Here is a 17,040-nt window from a genome sequence, read left to right as displayed (position 1 = left end):
CGACATGAAGCTCCCACGCATCACCATCCTGGCCACGTTGCTGCTCACGATGCCTGCGGCCGCGCAGCTCCAGATCACGCCGCCTGCGGCGACGCCGAGCCCGCCCGCCGAGAAACAGAAGCCCAAGCCGCCCCCGGTCGCCAAGAAAAAGGAGGCCGCGCCGGCCCCCAAACCTTCGGCGTCCCCCAAGCCGGCCCCGGCAGCAACCGTGATCCCGGGCGCCTCCGACCGACAATTCCAACGTCGATCTGGTGTTCGGCGCCTATCAGCGCGGCCAGTACAAGACCGCCCTCGATCTCGCCACCGCCCGAGCCGCGACCGGCGATGCCAAGGCGATGACCATGCTGGGTGAACTCTATTCCAACGCCATGGGCATCCGGCGCGACTACGCCAAGGCGCTGCAATGGTACAAGCGCGCCGCCGATGCCGGCGACCGTGAGGCGATGTTCGCGCTCGCCATGCTCAGGATTTCCGGCCGCGGCGGCGCGGTCGATAAGGGTGAGGCGGTCAAGCTGATGGCCTCCGCCGCCAAGCTCGGCGAGCCCAAGGCGGCCTATAACCTCGCGCTGCTCTATCTCGACGGCCAGACCCTGCCGCAGGACGTCAAGCGCTCCGCCGAGCTGTTGCGCCAGGCCGCCGATGCCGGCCTGCCCGAGGCGCAATACGCGCTCGCGACCTTCTACAAGGAAGGCACCGGCGTGCCCAAGGACGCCGAAAGAGCGGTGCGTCTGCTCCAGGCCGCCACGCTGACGGACAATGTCGATGCCGAGGTCGAATACGCCATCGCGTTGTTCAACGGCACCGGTACGCCGAAGAACCAGCCGGCGGCCGTGGCCCTGCTGCGCAAGGCCTCCCGCCAGGGCAGCGCGATCGCTCAGAATCGGCTGGCCTGGGTCCTGATCAACGGCATGGGTACATCCGTGGACAAGGTCGAAGGCTTTAAATGGCATCTTGTGGCCAAGACCGGCGGCAAAGGCGATCCGGAGCTGGACAAGCAATTGTCCGATTTGCCGGCCGAGGAGCGCGCCAAGGTCGAGGCCGCCGCCAGGAAATGGCTCGGGACCAAATGACTTGACGCAATGACTTGACGTTGGGCCCCTCGCAGGGCACCCAATCTCTCAAACAGGCGCGATTTCGCGCCATTTCCCCCGTTCAAGACCAGAGCTCATGCTGTATTCCGCAACTATCAACGTCATGGTCAAGGCCGCGCGCCGCGCCGGCCGCAGCCTCAAGCGCGATCTCGGCGAGATCGAGCATCTCCAGGTCTCGCTGAAGGGACCGGCGAATTACGTCTCGCTCGCCGACAAGCGCGCTGAGGAAATCGTCTACCAGGACCTCGCCAAGGCCCGCCCCGGCTACGGCTTCATCGGCGAGGAAGGGGGAATGCGCGAGGGCTCCGACAAGAGCCACACCTGGATCGTCGATCCGCTCGACGGCACCACCAACTTCCTGCACGGCATCCCGCAATTCGCGATCTCGATCGGGCTTTCGCGCGAGGGCACGATCATCGCAGGCGTGATCTACAACCCCGCCAATGACGAGCTCTATATCGCCGAGCGCGGCAAGGGCGCCTTCCTCAACGACCAGCGCCTGCGCGTTGCCGGCCGGCGCCAGCTCAACGAATGCGTGGTGGCCTGCGGCCTGCCCCATATCGGCCGCGGCGACCACGAGGAATTCCGCCGCGAGATGACGGCGATCCAGGACCGCGTCGCCGGCCTTCCGTCGCTTCGGCGCCGCCTCCCTCGATCTCGCCTTCGTCGCCGCCGGCCGTCTCGACGGCTACTGGGAGCGCAACCTCCAGTCCTGGGACATCGCGGCGGGCATGATCATGGTGCGCGAGGCCGGCGGAACGGTGAGCGATACGGACACGCCGGGCGACGCCCTGGTGACGGGCAATGTCGCGTGCGGGAACGAGTTCGTGCACGGGGAGCTGGTGAAGATTTTAAGGAAGTAGGGACGGTATCGCGACGGCTCGATCTGCAACGGCTAAGCGTCGTCGTCTTCCGATTCCTCGTCGCGATATTCACCGCCGATGGTCAGGCCCTCGATAGCCGTGGCGCCTTTCGACTTGATCACCCGGCGAAGTGGGACCGAACTCTCGCTTCGCAACGCCTCCATCAATTGTTCCGAATGGGTGACGATCCAGATGTCGGCGCGGCGTGATGCCTTGGCGATCAGCCGGGCCAATGGCGCCAGCAGCGACGGATGCAGGCTGGTCTCGGGCTCGTTCAGCGCGATGAAGGGCGGAAGCCGGTAACCCATGAACACCGCGAGCAGGCAGATGTATTTCAGCGTGCCATCGGATAGTTCATGAGCCCTGAACGGTCGCGGCATATCCGCCAATTGCAGATCAAATTGACAGAAGCCGTTTTCCTCCCATGCGCGGAGTTCGGCGCCCGGGAATGCATCCTGGATTGCGTCCTGCAGGTCGTTGGCGTCTTCCCGAATGACATAGAGGGTCGCGAGGGCGGCAGCCAAATCGGTTCCATCGGCGCTGAGCGAGGGCGTTGCGATCGCCAGACAAGGCTTTCGTATCGGTGACGCCGGATCAGTGCGAAAGTCATGATAGAATCGCCAGCCCAGCATCGCATTTCTGATCAGGTCGATTTCCGGGCATTGCTTGCCATTGGAAAAAGCCGCAAGCGCGGTCTCTGACGGCAGCACCGCATCCTTGTGAGCGTTCCAGGCGCCGCTCTCGCCGCGGACGCTGATGAGCGAATTAATCCGCTCCATCAGCTTGACCGTTCGTTTGCCGTGCGTCGCCTCGATACCTTCGGCCTTGATCATCGGCTCGCCGGAAAACGCGGCCTGAGCCGGGCTTGGAAACCCCAGCTCGATGGAATACCTCATGCTGTCGAATGTGGCCGAGAGGCGCAGCCGCCCGTCTTCGCCTCGCTTGCGAATGCCGGACCAGCAGACCGAATTCAATCCGCCTTCATCGGCGATCGTGCGGGTGATTTGACCGGTCGCCGCGTCGCGCAACAGCGACAAGGACTTGTAGAGATTGGATTTGCCGACACCATTCTCGCCGACAAACACGGATAAGGGGTGGATGGGTACGGAGAGCCGCCGAATGGAGCGATAGTTCGAGATCGCAATTTCAATCGGACGCATCGCATGCTCTCAATCGGCAGGCTACCGTGCATTCGCGGTGCAGCGCGAATACACGTTTTTTCAATCCAGGGATGCAGTCTGGATTGATGCTCCCAAGAAAGCAAGCCGAAGGCAAAACCGATCTGGCGTTCAGGGGCCGGCTCTTGACGGGGCCGGTGGGCCATACGCCTCGCCTTCCTTGGCAGCCTTCGGCTCCCGATCCCCGCCCAGCACGCGCTGCACGGAGACGAAGAACACCGGCACCATCAGCAGGGCCAGGATCACCACCGCGATCATGCCGCCCATCACGATGGAGCCGAGCGATTGCTGGCTGGCGCCGCCGGCGCCGTGGGCGATGGCCATCGGCAGCACGCCGCAGATGAAAGCGAGACCGGTCATCAGGATCGGGCGGAAGCGCAGGCGGCAGGCTTCGATGGTGGCGTCCACCAGCGGCTTGCCTTCTTTCCGCAGATCCTTGGCGAATTCGATGATCAGGATCGCGTCCTTTGCCGCTAGTCCGATGATGGTGATCAGGCCGACGGTGAAATAGACGTCGTTCGGCAGGCCGCGCAGCATCGCCGCGATCACGGCGCCGACGATACCGAGCGGCACGGTGAGCAGCACCGCGAGCGGAATGGTCCAGCTCTCGTACAGCGCGGCCAGACACAGGAACACCACGAACACCGACAGCGCCAGCAGGAACGGCGCCTGCGAGCCGGACAGCTTTTCCTGCAGCGATTGTCCGGTCCATTCATAGCCGAAGCCGCGCGGCAGCTTGCCGGAAAGCCGCTCCATCTCGGCGATGGCGTCGCCCGAGGTGAAGCCGGGCTTGGCCTCGCCCGAGATGCGCACCGCCGGATAATAGTTGAAGCCGGCGATCTGGGTTGGTCCGCGTGCCCATTCCACGGTGGTAAAGGACGAGAACGGCACGAGCTGGCCGCGGCTGTTCTTGACGTTGTAGTTGAGGATGTCCTCGGTCCGCATGCGGTCGCGGGCATCGGCCTGCACCACGACGCGCTGCATGCGGCCGCGGTTCGGGAAGTCGTTGATGTAGTTCGAGCCGAGATTGGTCGAGATCGTGTTGTTGATGTCCTCGAAGGTGACGCCGAAGGCGCCGGCCTTTTCGCGGTCGACCACGAGATTGACCACGCCGGCCTCGGGCAGGCCCTCGACATAGACCTTCTGCAGCACAGAACTCGCGTTGGCCTCCGCGATCAACTGGTCGGCGGCACGCATCAGGGCCGGATAGCCCTTCTGGCCACGGTCCTGGAGGCGGAACGAGAAGCCCGAGGAATTGCCGAGATTGTCGATCGGCGGTGGCTGCAGCGCGGCGATCTTTGCGTCGCGGATTGACGACGACAGATCGCGGTTGATGTCCGTGACGATCGCCGCTGCCGAATCCTTCGGCCCGCGCTCCGACCAGTCCTTCAGGGTGATGAAGGCCTGCGCGGTGTTCATGCCCTGGCCGGAGAAGCTGAAGCCGGTGAGGAAGGTGACGTTGTCGACGCCCGGCCGCTCCGCCAGATATTTCTCGACCTTCTCGATCACCGCCTCGGTGCGGGCATAGGACGAATCCGACGGTGTCTGCACGTCGGTGGTGACGAAGCCCTGGTCGTCGACGGGCAGGAAGCCGCCGGGCAGGTTGACGAAGGCCCATGACAGGCCGGCGAGCAGCGCGACGTAAACCAGCATCAAGCGGCCGGTGCGCTTCAGCGAGAAGCCGACAGTGCGCGAATAGCCCTCCTTGCTGCCGTCGAGCATGCGGTTGAACCAGCCGAACACGCCCTTCTTGGCATGACCGTGGCCGGCCGCGACGGGCTTGAGCAAGGTCGCGCACAGCGCCGGCGTCAGCGACAGCGCCAGGAAGGCGGAGAAGCCGATCGCGGCGACCATGGTCACCGAGAACTGGCGGTAGATGATGCCGACCGAGCCCGGGAAAAACGCCATCGGCACGAACACCGCCATCAGCACCAGCGTGATGCCGATGATGGCGCCGGTGATCTGCGACATCGCTTTCCGCGTCGCCTCCTTCGGCGGCAACCCTTCCTCGGCCATGATGCGCTCGACGTTCTCGACCACGACGATGGCGTCGTCGACGAGGATTCCGACCGCGAGCACCATGCCGAACATCGAGAGCATGTTGATGGAGTAGCCGGCGAGCAGCAGCGTGGTACAGGCGCCCAGCAACGCCACCGGCACCACGATGGTCGGAATGATGGTGTAGCGGATGTTCTGCAGGAACACGAACATCACCACGAACACCAGCACGATGGCTTCGACCAGCGTTGTCAGCACCTTCTTGATCGAGGCCTCGACCACCGGCGTGATGTTGTAGGGAATCTCGTAGGAGATATTGGCCGGGAAGAAGCGCGACAGCTCCTTCATCTTCTCTTCGACGGCGCTCGCAGTCGCCAGCGCATTGCCGGTCGGCGACATCAGCACCGAGAGACCGGCGGTCGGCTTGCCGTCGAGACGCGTGTTGAACTGATAGCTGAGACCACCGACCTCGATGCGCGCGACGTCGCGCAGACGCACGGTCGAGCCATCGGCATTGGCGCGCAGGATGATGGAACCGAATTCGTCCGGTGACGAGAGCTGGCCCTTGACCAGCACCAGCGCGGAGGTGCGCTGGCTCGACGTCGACGGCTCGGCGCCGATGCTGCCCGATGCCACCTGCGCGTTCTGCGCGGTGATCGCCTTGTTGACGTCGTCCGCCGTCAGCCCATAGCCGACCAGCTTTGCCGGATCGACCCAGACGCGCAAAGAACGCTCGGTCGAGTAAAGCGTGGCGCGGCCGACGCCGGGGATGCGGCGGATCTCGCCGAGCACGTTGCGGATCATGAAGTCGCCCAGGCCCACCTCGTCGAGGCTGCCGTCGGTCGAGTTCAGCGTGATGATCTGGAGCACCGCGCTGGATGCTTCCTCGATCAGGATGCCTTGCTGCATCACCGCGCGCGGCAGCCGCGCCTCGACGCGCTTGATGCGGTTCTGCACCTCGACCGAGGCGGCGCTGGTGTCGGTGCCCGGCTGGAAATTGGCGATGATCTCGACCTGGCCGAGCGAGTCGCTGGTGGATTCGAAATTGAGGATGCCGGAAGCGCCGTTGAGCTCCTCCTCGATCAGCCGCGTGACGCTGTTGTAGAGGTTTTCGGGCGAGGCGCCGGGATAGCTGGTCGAGATCGAGATCGAGGGCGGGGCGATGATCGGATACTGCGCGATCGGCAACAGCGGAATCGAAATTGCGCCGACCAGACAGATGAACAGCGCGACCACCCAGGCGAAGATCGGCCTGTCGATGAAGAAGCTCGCCATGGCCTGTTACCGCGAGAGCTTCTGGGCGTGCCGATTGTCCGCGGTTGCATCCGCTTCCGACCAGGATTGCGGCTTGACCCTGTCGCCGGCGGCGAATTTCTGGAAACCTTCGACCACGACCTTGTCGCCCGCCTTCAGGCCGTCGGTAACGAACCAGATTCCGTCCTGTGCCGAGCCGGTACGCACCGGCTGCACCGCGATGTGGTTGTCGTCCTTGACGACGAACACCTCGCTGCCGCCGCCGCCGTTGCGCTGGATCGCCTGTTGCGGCACCGCGATCGCGTCGCTATCGAGGCCCTGGTCGATGCGGACCCGGACATACATGCCCGGCAGCAGCTCGCGCTTGGGATTGCGGAACTCACCGCGCAAGGTCACCTGACCGGTGTTGGCATCGACCTTGGCGTCCGAGAACAGCAACTTGCCGTCGAGCGAGTAGAGGGTGTTGTCGTCGAGCACGAGATGCACCTTGGCGGCATCAGGCGCGATACGCTCGAGGTCGCCGCTCTCGAAGGCGCGGCGGAGCTGGTTGAGCTCGTTCACCGACTGGGTGAAGTCGGCATAGATCGGATCGAGCTGCTGGATCGTGGCAAGGTTGGTCTCGTTCTGGACCGCGAGCGCGCCCTCGCTGACCAGGGCAGCACCGACGACGCCGTCGATCGGCGCGCGCACGGTGGCATAGTCGAGATTGAGCTTTGCGCGCGCGAGGTCGGCCTTGCGGCCCTCGACCTCGGCATGGGCCTGGCGCTCGGCCGCGATCGCCTTCTCGTTCTCGGCTTCGGGCGCGGCGCGCTGGGCGGTGAGCGTGGCGATGCGGCGCGCCTGCTGCTGGGTCTGCATCAACGCAGCCTCGGCCTTGGCGAGCGCGGCGTCGTTGGCCATCACTTCGACCTCGAACGGACGCGGATCGATGCGGTACAGTGCATCGCCCGCCTTCACCTCGCTGCCCTGTCGGAACAGGCGCTCGACCACGATGCCGGAGACGCGCGGCCTCACGTCGGACACACGCGTCGGCGCAATGCGGCCCGGCAGTTCGCGCACCACGGCGCGCGGCTGCGGCTTGACGATGACAATGCTGACGTCGGGGTCGTTGGGCTGGGCGGCTGAAATGGCAGAGCTGGATTCGTCGCAGCCTGCCAACAGCGGCGTAAAGGCCGCGAGCATCATTGCAACGCATGCCGATCGCGCGCGAAGTCCTGACATGAAGTGGGGTGCCCCGATATTGTTGAAACCGATCACGCTCCGCGGGGCCTGTTCCGGGTGATTCCGCGCGGCCGATGTCGTCAACATAAAGGGGACTTGCTGCGACGCAACGCACGTTGCGGCGGCTCAATGTCACACGGCCTATCATGCTGAGGTCATGGCGGTTTTCACGCCTCACCCGATTGTGAATCGGGTTCCATCGCGGCGTGCTGCGACAGAAGATCGCAATTACCCGGCGGCCTTCATCCGGTAGTGGCTGACACCCCACTCGGTTCCATCGGCGTGGCCGAACAGGCCCGACGTCGCGAGGAAGAGCCAGCGCCAGCGTCGCAGCCATAGGCCGGTCTCCTCGCCATGGATGTTGCGCAAGGCCGTCTCGATGGAACCGCGATGCGCGTCGAAATTGGCGAGCCAGTCGCTGGCGGTGCGCTGATAATGCGTGCCGCTCCAGCACCATTCCTTCTCGATCGTGAAGATGTCGCCGAATTGCCTGACGAGGTGATGGCTCGGCATCAGCCCGCCCGTGAAGACATGCTGCGCGATCCAGTCTTCGCGATTGGCCCGGTCGAACAGGTGTGAGCCGGAGCGATGGGCAACGATGTGCATGAAGAACCGCCCCTCCGGCGCGAGCCACGCGCGCAGGCGCGTCATCAGCTTGCGCCAGTTCATCACGTGCTCGAAGGTCTCGACCGAGACGATGCGGTCGAATTGCCCGTCGGGCGCGAACACGTTCATGTCCGCAGTGACCACGCACAGGTTGAGGAGACCGCGCAGCCGCGCCTCTTCCTCGACATAGGCGCGCTGCGCCTGCGTGCTCGACACCGCCGTCACCTTCGCGTGCGGAAACTGACGCGCCATCCACAACGACAGCGAACCCCCGCCGCAGCCGAGTTCGAGGATGTTCTGACCGTCGGCGAGAGCGGCATGCTCGACGGTCTGGCGCAGCGCCTCCTCCTCGGCCTCCCGCAAGGTGGTCGCGCCGGTCTTGTAGAAGCAGGACGAGTATTTGCGGTTGGGACCGAGCACCTTCGCAAGGAACGAAGCGGGCATCTCGTCATGCCCGGCATCCGCGTCCTCGGCGATCGGCCGCAGCATCATCCTTCCTGCGAAGGCGGCATCGTCGGCCGCGTCCAGCGCGGACAGGCGCGTCGCCGTGCGCGAACACAGGCGCTGGATCGCCGCGCGGATCACGACATCGGGCAGCGGCACCCGTTCGGCAGTCCCGATGATCGCGGAAACGACGCTCATGCGATCACTCCGTCTCTGGGCGGCAGGGGGCCAAAAATCCGAGCTAAGCCTGTGGAATACCGAAGTTCTGCAAGATGCGCGGGTATCAAAGCCCCGTTTCGGCATTGGGTTCCACAACCCTCCCCGAAATCGCCGCATCCGGCGCTTTTTTTGGGCTGGCGCTGTGCCATAGTGCGCCCGCAAGCAAGTTTCGTAACGGATGATACCGACCATGCCGTCAGGCGCCTCGCCTCGCTCCCCCATCGACATCGAATACACCAAGCTATCCTCGCCCAGCGTTTTCCTGGTGCGGATGCTGGTCTTCCTGGTGCTCTGCACCCTGGTCGGCGTGGTGCTCTACAAGCAGATCATCCAGGCCTTCTTCGCCAATCCCGGGCTCAATGCGCTGATCGGAGGTGTGATGTTCATCGGCATCATCCTGGCCTTCCGCCAGGTGATCCGGCTCTATCCTGAAGTCTCCTGGGTCAACAATTTCCGCATCGCCGATCCCGGCCTGGCGCCCGCCCGCCACCCCAAGCTGCTGGCGCCGATGGCGATGATCCTCGGCGGCGAGCGCTCCGGGCGGATGTCGATCACCCAGACCACCATGCGGCACCTGCTCGATTCGATCGCGACCCGCCTCGACGAGGCCCGCGACATCTCCCGCTACATGACCGGCCTTCTCGTGTTCCTCGGCCTGCTCGGCACCTTCTGGGGTCTGATCGAGACGGTCGGCTCGGTGGGCAAGGTGATCGACGGGCTCAAGGTCGGTGGCGATTCCGGCGCCCTGTTCGACACGCTGAAGGAGGGTCTCGCCGCGCCGCTCGGCGGCATGGGCATCTCGTTCTCGAGCTCGCTGTTCGGCCTCGCCGGCTCGCTGATCCTCGGCTTTCTCGACCTGCAATCGAGCCAGGCGCAGAACCGCTTCTACACCGACCTCGAAGACTGGCTCGCCACCACCGTGCGCGAGTACGGAAGCGGTGAGGTCGCGGCGGCCTCCGGCGGCGGCGGTGTTGCCAGCGGCGAACTTCAGGCCGCGGTCGAGCGGCTGCGCATCGTGCTCGAGGAGGGCACGGCCAGCCGCAGCACCACCGCGTCAATGGCAGGCCTTGCCGAAGCCATCCAGGCGCTGGTCTCCCATATGCGGACCGAGCAGCAGATGATCCGCGAATGGGCCGACGGCCAGGGCGAGCAGAACCGCGAGATCCGGCGCCTGCTGGAGCGCATCGCGCGTCAACCCGAGAAGGGCTAGCAACATGGCTCTGGCGCGCGGCCGTCGCGGCGACACCTCTTTCAACTATTGGCCCGGCTTCGTCGACGCGCTGTCGACGCTGGTGCTGTCGATCGTGTTCCTGCTGTCGGTATTCCTGGTCGTGCAATTCTTCCTGTCGCAGGAGGTCACCGGCAAGGACAAGGCGCTGGAGCTGCTCAACGCCAAGATCGCGCAGCTCAACGAGCTGCTGTCGCTGGAAAAGCTCGGCAAGCTCACGCTCGACGACCAGGTCTCGTCACTGAAAGCCGGCCTTGCTTCGGCCGAGTCCGAGCGCGACCGCATCAAGGGCCTCTATGAGGGCTTAGCCGCCGCCGGCAACGACGCGCAAGGCAAGTCCTCCGAACTCGGCAAGGCGCTGGACTCGGAGAAGGCGGTTTCGGCGCGGGCGCTGGCGCAGATCGAGGTGCTGAACCAGCAGATCAGCGCGCTGCGGCGGCAATTGGCGGCGCTGGAAGAAGCGCTCGACGTCTCCGAGAAGCGCGACAAGGAATCGCAAAATCGAATTGCCGATCTGGGGTCTCGCCTGAATGTTGCCCTGGCGCAGCGCGTGCAGGAATTGTCGCGCTACCGCTCGGAATTCTTCGGCCGCCTGCGCGCCATCCTCGGCAACCGCCCCGACATCCGCATCGTCGGCGACCGCTTCGTGTTCCAGTCCGAAGTGTTCTTCGACACCGGACAGGCGGTGCTGTTGCCTGAAGGCCGCGCCGAGCTCGACACCCTGGCGACCGCGCTGATCGACCTCGACAAGAAGATCCCGAACGAGATCCCCTGGGTGCTGCGCGTCGACGGCCATACCGACGTGCGTCCGGTCAACGGGCCGAACTTCAAGTCGAACTGGGACCTCTCGGCCGCCCGCTCCATCTCGGTGGTGCAGTATCTGATCTCGCTCGGCGTGCCCGCCCAGCGCCTGGTCGCCGCCGGCTTCGGCGAATTCCAGCCGCTCGACACCGCCAACACGGAAGAAGCCTATAAGCGCAACCGCCGCATCGAGCTGAAGCTGACGGAGCGGTAGTGAGCGCCGTCCACCTCCGCCCTTACCGTCCCGAGGACGAGGCAGCCTCGATCGAGCTCTGGCATCGCACCTGGCAGCAGGCCTATCCGCAGATCGACTTCGCCGCCCGCCTGGAATGGTGGCGCGAGCGCTGGCGCACGGATCTGGTGCCAAAAGCCTCGATCGTGGTGGCGGAGCAGGATGGCGCGCTGGCCGGCTTCGTCACCATCGACGGCGACGGCTATCTTGACCAGCTCGTGGTCGATCCCGGTCACTGGGGCTCGGACGCCGCAAGGCTGCTGGTGGATGAGGCCAAGCGCCTGTCGCCGGCGGGCGTGACGCTCCTCGTCAACAAGGACAACACCCGCGCCATCCGCTTCTACGAACGCAACGGCTTTGCCCATGCCGGCGACGAGGTGAACCCGACCTCGGGCCGGCCGGTGCTGAAGATGGCATGGCGGGCGTGATTCTGGCGGGTTTGATTCTGGCGGGCGTGACCCCCGTCACGTCGGGATCCAGGACGTCACCTATTCGTTGTGCCCGAAAGTTGGGCCGGCAAGCGGATGGAGATGGCCGATGAAACTGAGCGATCTGGCCAAGGGGTGTTCGGTCCTGCTGGGCGTCATCGTCGCCGGATATGTCTCGACGAATTATGTCGACCAGCGCTTCGCCACGCCGGTCAAGACGACGAGCCTTCCTGCTCCGACGAACGGCCCCGCGCCATCAGCCTGCGTCGAAGAGGACGGCAGCTGGAAGAACTGGCCCTGGCCGAACGTGCCGGCGCTCTCACCGAAGTGCAAGTGATAGAGCGCTCCAAAACCAAAAACGTCGAAAACAACCCCATGCACAGTAGCCGGTGAATGTGAAATCAATGGCTTACGTGGGAGCCTGAAGCTCCTCCCACAAACTCCGCTGTCGTGCCCCGGCTTGACCGCGGCATCCAGTACACCGGGGCTTCTCGATTAATCACTGCTGTCTCGGCGTACTGGATCGCCCATTTTGATGTGTCAGCTATGTCTCCGAACACCTGTCAGTGATCTGTCCAGTCTAAACACTTTTGCGGGCGATGACACTGTGCATGAGGCGCTGCCTCACGCCCCCTCGAACTGCAATCTCGCCAGCCTCGCATAGAGTCCGTTCGCAGCGACGAGCTCGGCATGTGTGCCCTGCTCGACGATCTTGCCCTGGTCCATCACCAGGATGCGGTCGCAGGACAGCACGGTGGCGAGGCGATGCGCGATGACGAGCGTGGTGCGGTGGCGCATCAGCTCTTCCAGCGCGGTCTGCACCAGCGTCTCGCTTTCGGCGTCGAGCGCGGAGGTGGCTTCGTCGAGCAGCAGGAGCGGCGCATCGCGCAGGATCGCGCGGGCGATCGCGATGCGCTGACGCTGGCCGCCTGATAGCGTCACGCCGCGCTCGCCGAGCGGCGTCTCGAAACCTTCGGGCAGGCGGCGGATGAACTCGGCGGCGTGCGCGAGCTCGGCGGCGCGCTCGACCTCGGCGTCGGTCGCATCGGGCCGGCCGAAGCGGATGTTGTCGCGGGCGCTTGTCGCGAACACGTTCGATTCCTGCGGCACCAGCGCGATACGGGAGCGGAAATCGCGCGGATCGGCGGATTTGACCGGCACGCCGTCGAGCGAGATCGCGCCGCTCCGCGGATCGTAGAAGCGCAGCAGCAGATGAAAGATCGTGCTCTTGCCGGCACCGGAGGGACCGACGATCGCGACCTTCTCGCCGGGGCGCACGGTGAACGACACGGCATCGAGCACATTGACGTCGCGCCGCGCCGGATAGGCGAAGCTGACCTGGTCGAAACCGACTTCGCCGCGTGCCGGCACCGGCAGCGCGCGCGGCGCCGCGGGCGCCTTGATGTCAGGCTGCACATGCAGGATCTCGAACAGCCGCTCGGCAGCGCCGGACGCTGCCGAAACCTCGCCCCAGACCTCGCTGAGCTGGCCGAGGCCCGCCGCTGCGAAGGCCGCATAGAGCACGAACTGGCCGAGCCGGCCCGGCGAGATGGCGCCGGTCAGCACGTCGTGCGAGCCGATCCAGAGGATCGCGACCACGCTTGCGAACACGATGAAGATGATGATGGCGGTCAGCACGGCGCGGGCCTGGGTCGAGGTGCGCGCAGCTTCATAGGCCTGCTCGACCTCGCCGCCGAAGCGCTTCGCAGCCAACCCTTCGCTGGTATAGGCCTGCACGGTACGGATCGCACCGATCAGCTCGCCCGCATAGGCAGAGGCCTCGGCCAGCGTGTCCTGCGCGTTGCGCGACAGACGCCGCACCCAGCGCCCGAAGGCGACCAGCGGCAACACGATCAGGGGAATGGCAAGCAGCACGAAGCCCGATAGCCGCGGGCTGGTGAACACCATCATCGCGGCGGCGCCGAAGAACATCATCAGATTGCGCAGCGCGATCGAGACGGAAGCACCGACGGCGGATTTGATCTGGGTGGTATCCGCCGTGAGACGCGACACCAGCTCGCCACTGCGCGCGGAATCGAAGAAGGCCGGCGAGAGCGACAAGAGATGGGCGAAGACGTCGCGCCTGAGATCGGTGACGATGCGCTCGCCGATCGTCATCACGAGGTAGTAGCGCGCCGCGCTTGCGAGCGCGAGCACGGCGACCACCGCGATCATCACCGAGAAGTAGCTGTTGATCAGCGCGATGCCCTCGGGCGTCAGGCCGAAATCGATCATCCGGCGCACGGCCACCGGCACCAGCAGCGTGGTCAACGCCGCAACCGTCAGCGCGACGAAAGCGAGCGCCGCGCGGCCGCGGTAGCGGGCCACATAGGGCGCGAGCGCCAGCAGCGGCCGCAGCTTCGCGCGGCTCTTCGCCGGCGCCTCCATCAATTCGGCTTCGATCGACGGGGCTTCTGCGGGCCCGGTTTCAAGCCGTTCTACTGCGCTCATGAGATCTGACCAAAAAAGAGAGGAGTCCGCTCCAAATAGGCCTGGCGAGCGGGAGTGGCAAATCCGGGATGTCCCTTAGGAGGACCGCCGGTCCTTCAGGCACCGCGAAGGCGCTCCCAAAGCGGTCCCAAGGCCATCCCAAGACCGTCCGGTGGCTTGTTTTACAGGGGCTCGTGGGGTATAGACCCGGCCAAATCCGTCATTCGATAGCCACTCAAGCGAGGCGCCGGGGCGCCCTAGGAATTGCCATGAAAGCCGAAATTCATCCGGATTATCATACGATTAAGGTCGTGATGACCGACGGAACCGAGTATCAGACCCGCTCGACCTGGGGCAAGGAAGGCGACACGCTGAACCTCGATATCGACCCCAAGTCGCACCCGGCCTGGACCGGCGGCAACGCCCAGCTGATGGATCGCGGCGGCCGCGTCTCGCGCTTCCAGAAGAAGTTTTCGGGCTTCCTCAAGAAGGATTGATCCGGCCCTTGAGGCTGGAGATGAAAAACGCCCCCGGAGAGCCGGGGGCGTTTTTGTTTGTGGGAGTCTGTCGCGTAGCTGCCAGCCGGACCTTACCGCTCGAACGCCGCTTTCAGCGCGTTGAGGTGCGGCACCAGCGGGTTGCCGATCGAGGGATGATCGACCGGCGGGGTGTGGATGGTGGTGTCCAGGCGGCGCACGCGGGTCTGGAGGCTCATCGAGCGATGGATCAGATCCTGGAGCTGCGAGGGCAGCTTCTCGACCGTATCGGTGGGGCCGGGATCGGCGGCCGAGAGCTTGACCTTCGTCTTCTCGCGGCTGGCCTGGCCGAGCGTCATCTCGCCTTCCTTGACCGCGCGGTGCAGCAGCAGCCACGAGGCGAGCTGCATCAGGCGGGTGGTGAGGCGCATGCTCTCGGTCGCGTAGGTGAGGCTGACGGCGCGATCGAGCGCCTTGGCCTCGGTGCGGCCGGCGCCGTCGAGATAGGCGGCGGTCTCCTCGACCAGATCCATCCCCTCGCGGAACAGGACGCCGAACGCCGCAGAATTGGTGAACCGCTCGCTGAGTTGAACGAGAGCGCCGTCGGCTTGCAAACGTTCCATGGTTAACGCCCCTTACGCAACTGTCTGACTGCCCGGCTTGGCGCCGGCTTATGATGAATAAATCATTGCGCGGGCGGGACGCCGAGTCCAGCGGCAAGCGCGGATATGGTTTCCGCGGGTCTTTCCTCGGAATTCAACCGAAACCAGTCTCTTTTTTGACGCGGTTTCTTCACGCGAACCGGTACCCACTTCGCTCGGAAACGCTTTCGAAGCAAAAAAAGAGCCGCCGGAAAACCGGCGGCTTGAAAGTTGATAACAGGGAGGCGTCAAACAGAGTGGACAGGAGCCACTCGGTGTCCAAACAAGGACAGTTCCAGTCATAAACTCGAAAGCTTAATGTGGAGTAAACGAGCGATTATTTTGAGAGTTCATTAGCCATGTCGGTCAGTGGCCGAGGGTGCTGCGGAACAATCCAGGCTCAGCGGCAGGGACAAAGACTATTCCCTCATGGTGAGGGAGCGCGCATCGCGCGCGTCTCGAACCATAAAGGCCCCGCTCTCGCCCGCGGCCATCCTTCGAGAACACCGCTGCGCGGTCTCCTCAGGATGAGGACTATCGTGTGGGGCCACCCCGCTCCAGCGTCGGGCTCTACGACTTGAAAACGCTATTCGCCGCATCGCGCGAGGCGCGCTTCTTGGTGGCGGCTTCCTCAAGCCTTGTGATCTCGCCCTTGAGCAGCGCGATGCGCTCGGTCAGTTCCTCGACCGACAACAGTGAGAGATCCTGTCCGATCTCGTGGCTGATCTTCTTGCGCGGACGGTCGTCGTCTTCCATCGCCATCCTTGTTCCTCCTGCGTTCGCACGGCGAGCCAAGCCAAGGTTGCCAGCGTGGACCGCGCTGGATAAGCAATGGCCTCGTTTCCATCCCGCACCTTTGCTCAAGGACACATCATGGACAAGCTGCCCGCGCAAATGACGGTGGTCGCCATCTCCAAACCCGGCGGACCGGAAGTGCTGGTGCCGGAACAGCGAGCGCTGCCGCAGCCCGGCCCCGACGAGATCCTGGTCAAGGTGCAGGCCGCGGGCGTCAACCGGCCCGACGTCGCGCAGCGCTCCGGCGCCTATCCGCCGCCGCCCGGCGCGAGCGACCTGCCCGGCCTCGAGATTGCGGGCGAAGTGGTCGCCGTCGGCAGCAATGCCAAGCGGCACAAGATCGGCGACAAGGTGATGTCGCTGGTCGCCGGTGGCGGTTATGCGCAGTACTGCATCGCCCAGGACGCCCAGGCTATGAGAGTGCCGCCGTCGCTGTCGATGAAGGAAGCCGGCGCGCTGCCGGAAACCCTGATGACGGTCTGGCACAATGTGTTCGAGCGCGGCGGCCTCAAGGCCGGGGAGACGCTGCTGATCCATGGCGGCTCGTCGGGCATCGGCACCATGGCCATCCAGCTCGCGAAAGCGTTCGGCGCGAAGGTAATCGTCACCGTGGGATCGCAGGACAAGATCGACGCCTGCCTCAAGCTCGGCGCGGATCGGGCCATCAACTACAAGAACGAAGACTTCGTCGCCGTGGTCAAGACGGAGACGAACAATACCGGCGCCAATCTGATCCTCGACATGGTCGCCGGCGACTATGTCGACCGCAACTATGATGCCGCCGCGGTCGACGGACGCATCGTGCAGATCGCGACCCTCAACGGGCCCAAGGTCACCGTCAACATCGCCAAGGTGATGGTCAAACGCCTCACCCATACCGGCTCGACGCTGCGCCCCCGTAGTAATGCGGACAAGGCGGCAATGGTGGCCGCGATCGAGGCGAAAGTGATGCCGCTTTTGCGCGAAGGCCGGGTCAAGCCGCTGATGGACAGCACTTTCCCGCTGGAAAAGGCATCCGATGCACACCGGCGGATGGAAACCTCGGCACATATTGGCAAAATTGTGTTGGAGGTCTAGGCCAGCGACCCACAGGCGGGCCGGAAACCCTTTGATTTTCCTCGCTTTCGTGGCATCT

13 protein-coding genes and 2 pseudogenes are annotated in these 17,040 nt (G+C 64.7%); 8 read left to right on the top strand and 7 right to left on the bottom strand.

Annotated features, from left to right (window positions below; all coding sequences use genetic code 11):
* Nucleotides 1-4 precede the first annotated feature (4 nt).
* Nucleotides 5-1,070, top strand: a pseudogene (locus tag ACVWYI_RS07080) (tetratricopeptide repeat protein).
* A 97-nt stretch (nucleotides 1,071-1,167) separates the two neighbouring features.
* Nucleotides 1,168-1,954 (top strand): annotated as a pseudogene (locus ACVWYI_RS07075) (inositol monophosphatase family protein).
* 32 nt (nucleotides 1,955-1,986) lie between these two features.
* Here the strand turns inward: ACVWYI_RS07075 and ACVWYI_RS07070 are convergent.
* The 4 genes from ACVWYI_RS07070 to ACVWYI_RS07055 all read right to left on the bottom strand — a co-directional run bounded on the left by ACVWYI_RS07070 (nucleotide 1,987) and on the right by ACVWYI_RS07055 (nucleotide 8,853).
* Nucleotides 1,987-3,114, bottom strand: coding sequence for an AAA family ATPase (locus ACVWYI_RS07070; RefSeq protein ID WP_456661586.1), 1,128 nt, complete (start codon nucleotides 3,112-3,114; stop codon nucleotides 1,987-1,989).
* Nucleotides 3,115-3,243: 129 nt separating this feature from the next.
* Nucleotides 3,244-6,405, bottom strand: coding sequence for a multidrug efflux RND transporter permease subunit (locus ACVWYI_RS07065; RefSeq protein WP_456661585.1), 3,162 nt, complete (start codon nucleotides 6,403-6,405; stop codon nucleotides 3,244-3,246).
* Nucleotides 6,406-6,411: 6 nt separating this feature from the next.
* Nucleotides 6,412-7,605: an efflux RND transporter periplasmic adaptor subunit gene (locus tag ACVWYI_RS07060; RefSeq protein ID WP_456661584.1), complete on the bottom strand. Its 1,194-nt coding sequence runs from the start codon at nucleotides 7,603-7,605 to the stop codon at nucleotides 6,412-6,414.
* Between the two features lie 228 nt (nucleotides 7,606-7,833).
* Nucleotides 7,834-8,853 (bottom strand): SAM-dependent methyltransferase, encoded by a 1,020-nt coding sequence (locus ACVWYI_RS07055; RefSeq protein WP_456661583.1) that lies wholly within the window; start codon nucleotides 8,851-8,853, stop codon nucleotides 7,834-7,836.
* 211 nt (nucleotides 8,854-9,064) lie between these two features.
* Between ACVWYI_RS07055 and ACVWYI_RS07050 the strand changes: the two genes are divergently transcribed.
* From ACVWYI_RS07050 to ACVWYI_RS07035, 4 genes are all read left to right on the top strand, one after another.
* Nucleotides 9,065-10,084 carry a flagellar motor protein MotA gene (locus ACVWYI_RS07050; RefSeq protein WP_247341821.1) on the top strand — a complete coding sequence of 340 codons (1,020 nt, stop codon included), beginning with the start codon at nucleotides 9,065-9,067 and terminating at the stop codon, nucleotides 10,082-10,084.
* A 4-nt stretch (nucleotides 10,085-10,088) separates the two neighbouring features.
* Complete coding sequence (locus ACVWYI_RS07045; protein ID WP_007599914.1) at nucleotides 10,089-11,117, top strand: peptidoglycan -binding protein; 1,029 nt, start codon at nucleotides 10,089-10,091, stop codon at nucleotides 11,115-11,117.
* Nucleotides 11,117-11,563: a GNAT family N-acetyltransferase gene (locus ACVWYI_RS07040; protein WP_456661582.1), complete on the top strand. Its 447-nt coding sequence runs from the start codon at nucleotides 11,117-11,119 to the stop codon at nucleotides 11,561-11,563. The genes ACVWYI_RS07045 and ACVWYI_RS07040 overlap by 1 nt, the downstream gene beginning before the upstream one ends.
* 109 nt (nucleotides 11,564-11,672) lie before the next feature.
* Entirely contained in the window at nucleotides 11,673-11,900 is a 228-nt protein-coding gene (locus ACVWYI_RS07035) for a hypothetical protein (RefSeq protein ID WP_456661581.1), read from the top strand.
* Nucleotides 11,901-12,187: 287 nt separating this feature from the next.
* On the opposite strand, the gene ACVWYI_RS07030 is transcribed toward ACVWYI_RS07035, so the two are convergent.
* Nucleotides 12,188-14,014 (bottom strand): ABC transporter ATP-binding protein/permease, encoded by a 1,827-nt coding sequence (locus ACVWYI_RS07030; RefSeq protein WP_247341834.1) that lies wholly within the window; start codon nucleotides 14,012-14,014, stop codon nucleotides 12,188-12,190.
* A gap of 248 nt (nucleotides 14,015-14,262) precedes the next feature.
* Here ACVWYI_RS07030 and rpmE point away from each other — a divergent pair, with 248 nt between their 5' ends.
* Nucleotides 14,263-14,490, top strand: a complete 228-nt coding sequence (gene rpmE / locus ACVWYI_RS07025) for a 50S ribosomal protein L31 (RefSeq protein WP_247341837.1) — start codon at nucleotides 14,263-14,265, stop codon at nucleotides 14,488-14,490.
* Between the two features lie 92 nt (nucleotides 14,491-14,582).
* Here the strand turns inward: rpmE and rcdA are convergent, their stop codons facing one another.
* Both rcdA and ACVWYI_RS07015 read right to left on the bottom strand, forming a co-directional pair.
* Complete coding sequence (gene rcdA, locus ACVWYI_RS07020; protein ID WP_247341840.1) at nucleotides 14,583-15,092, bottom strand: protease adaptor protein RcdA; 510 nt, start codon at nucleotides 15,090-15,092, stop codon at nucleotides 14,583-14,585.
* A gap of 588 nt (nucleotides 15,093-15,680) precedes the next feature.
* Nucleotides 15,681-15,872, bottom strand: a complete 192-nt coding sequence (locus tag ACVWYI_RS07015; RefSeq protein WP_247341843.1) for a DUF1192 domain-containing protein — start codon at nucleotides 15,870-15,872, stop codon at nucleotides 15,681-15,683.
* Nucleotides 15,873-15,983: 111 nt separating this feature from the next.
* Between ACVWYI_RS07015 and ACVWYI_RS07010 the strand changes: the two genes are divergently transcribed.
* Nucleotides 15,984-16,982 (top strand): NAD(P)H-quinone oxidoreductase, encoded by a 999-nt coding sequence (locus tag ACVWYI_RS07010; RefSeq protein ID WP_456661580.1) that lies wholly within the window; start codon nucleotides 15,984-15,986, stop codon nucleotides 16,980-16,982.
* The last annotated feature ends 58 nt before the right edge of the window (nucleotides 16,983-17,040 follow it).

The organism is Bradyrhizobium sp. LB13.1 (genome assembly GCF_054056815.1).
This window is presented reverse-complemented; position numbering and strand designations above follow the sequence as displayed.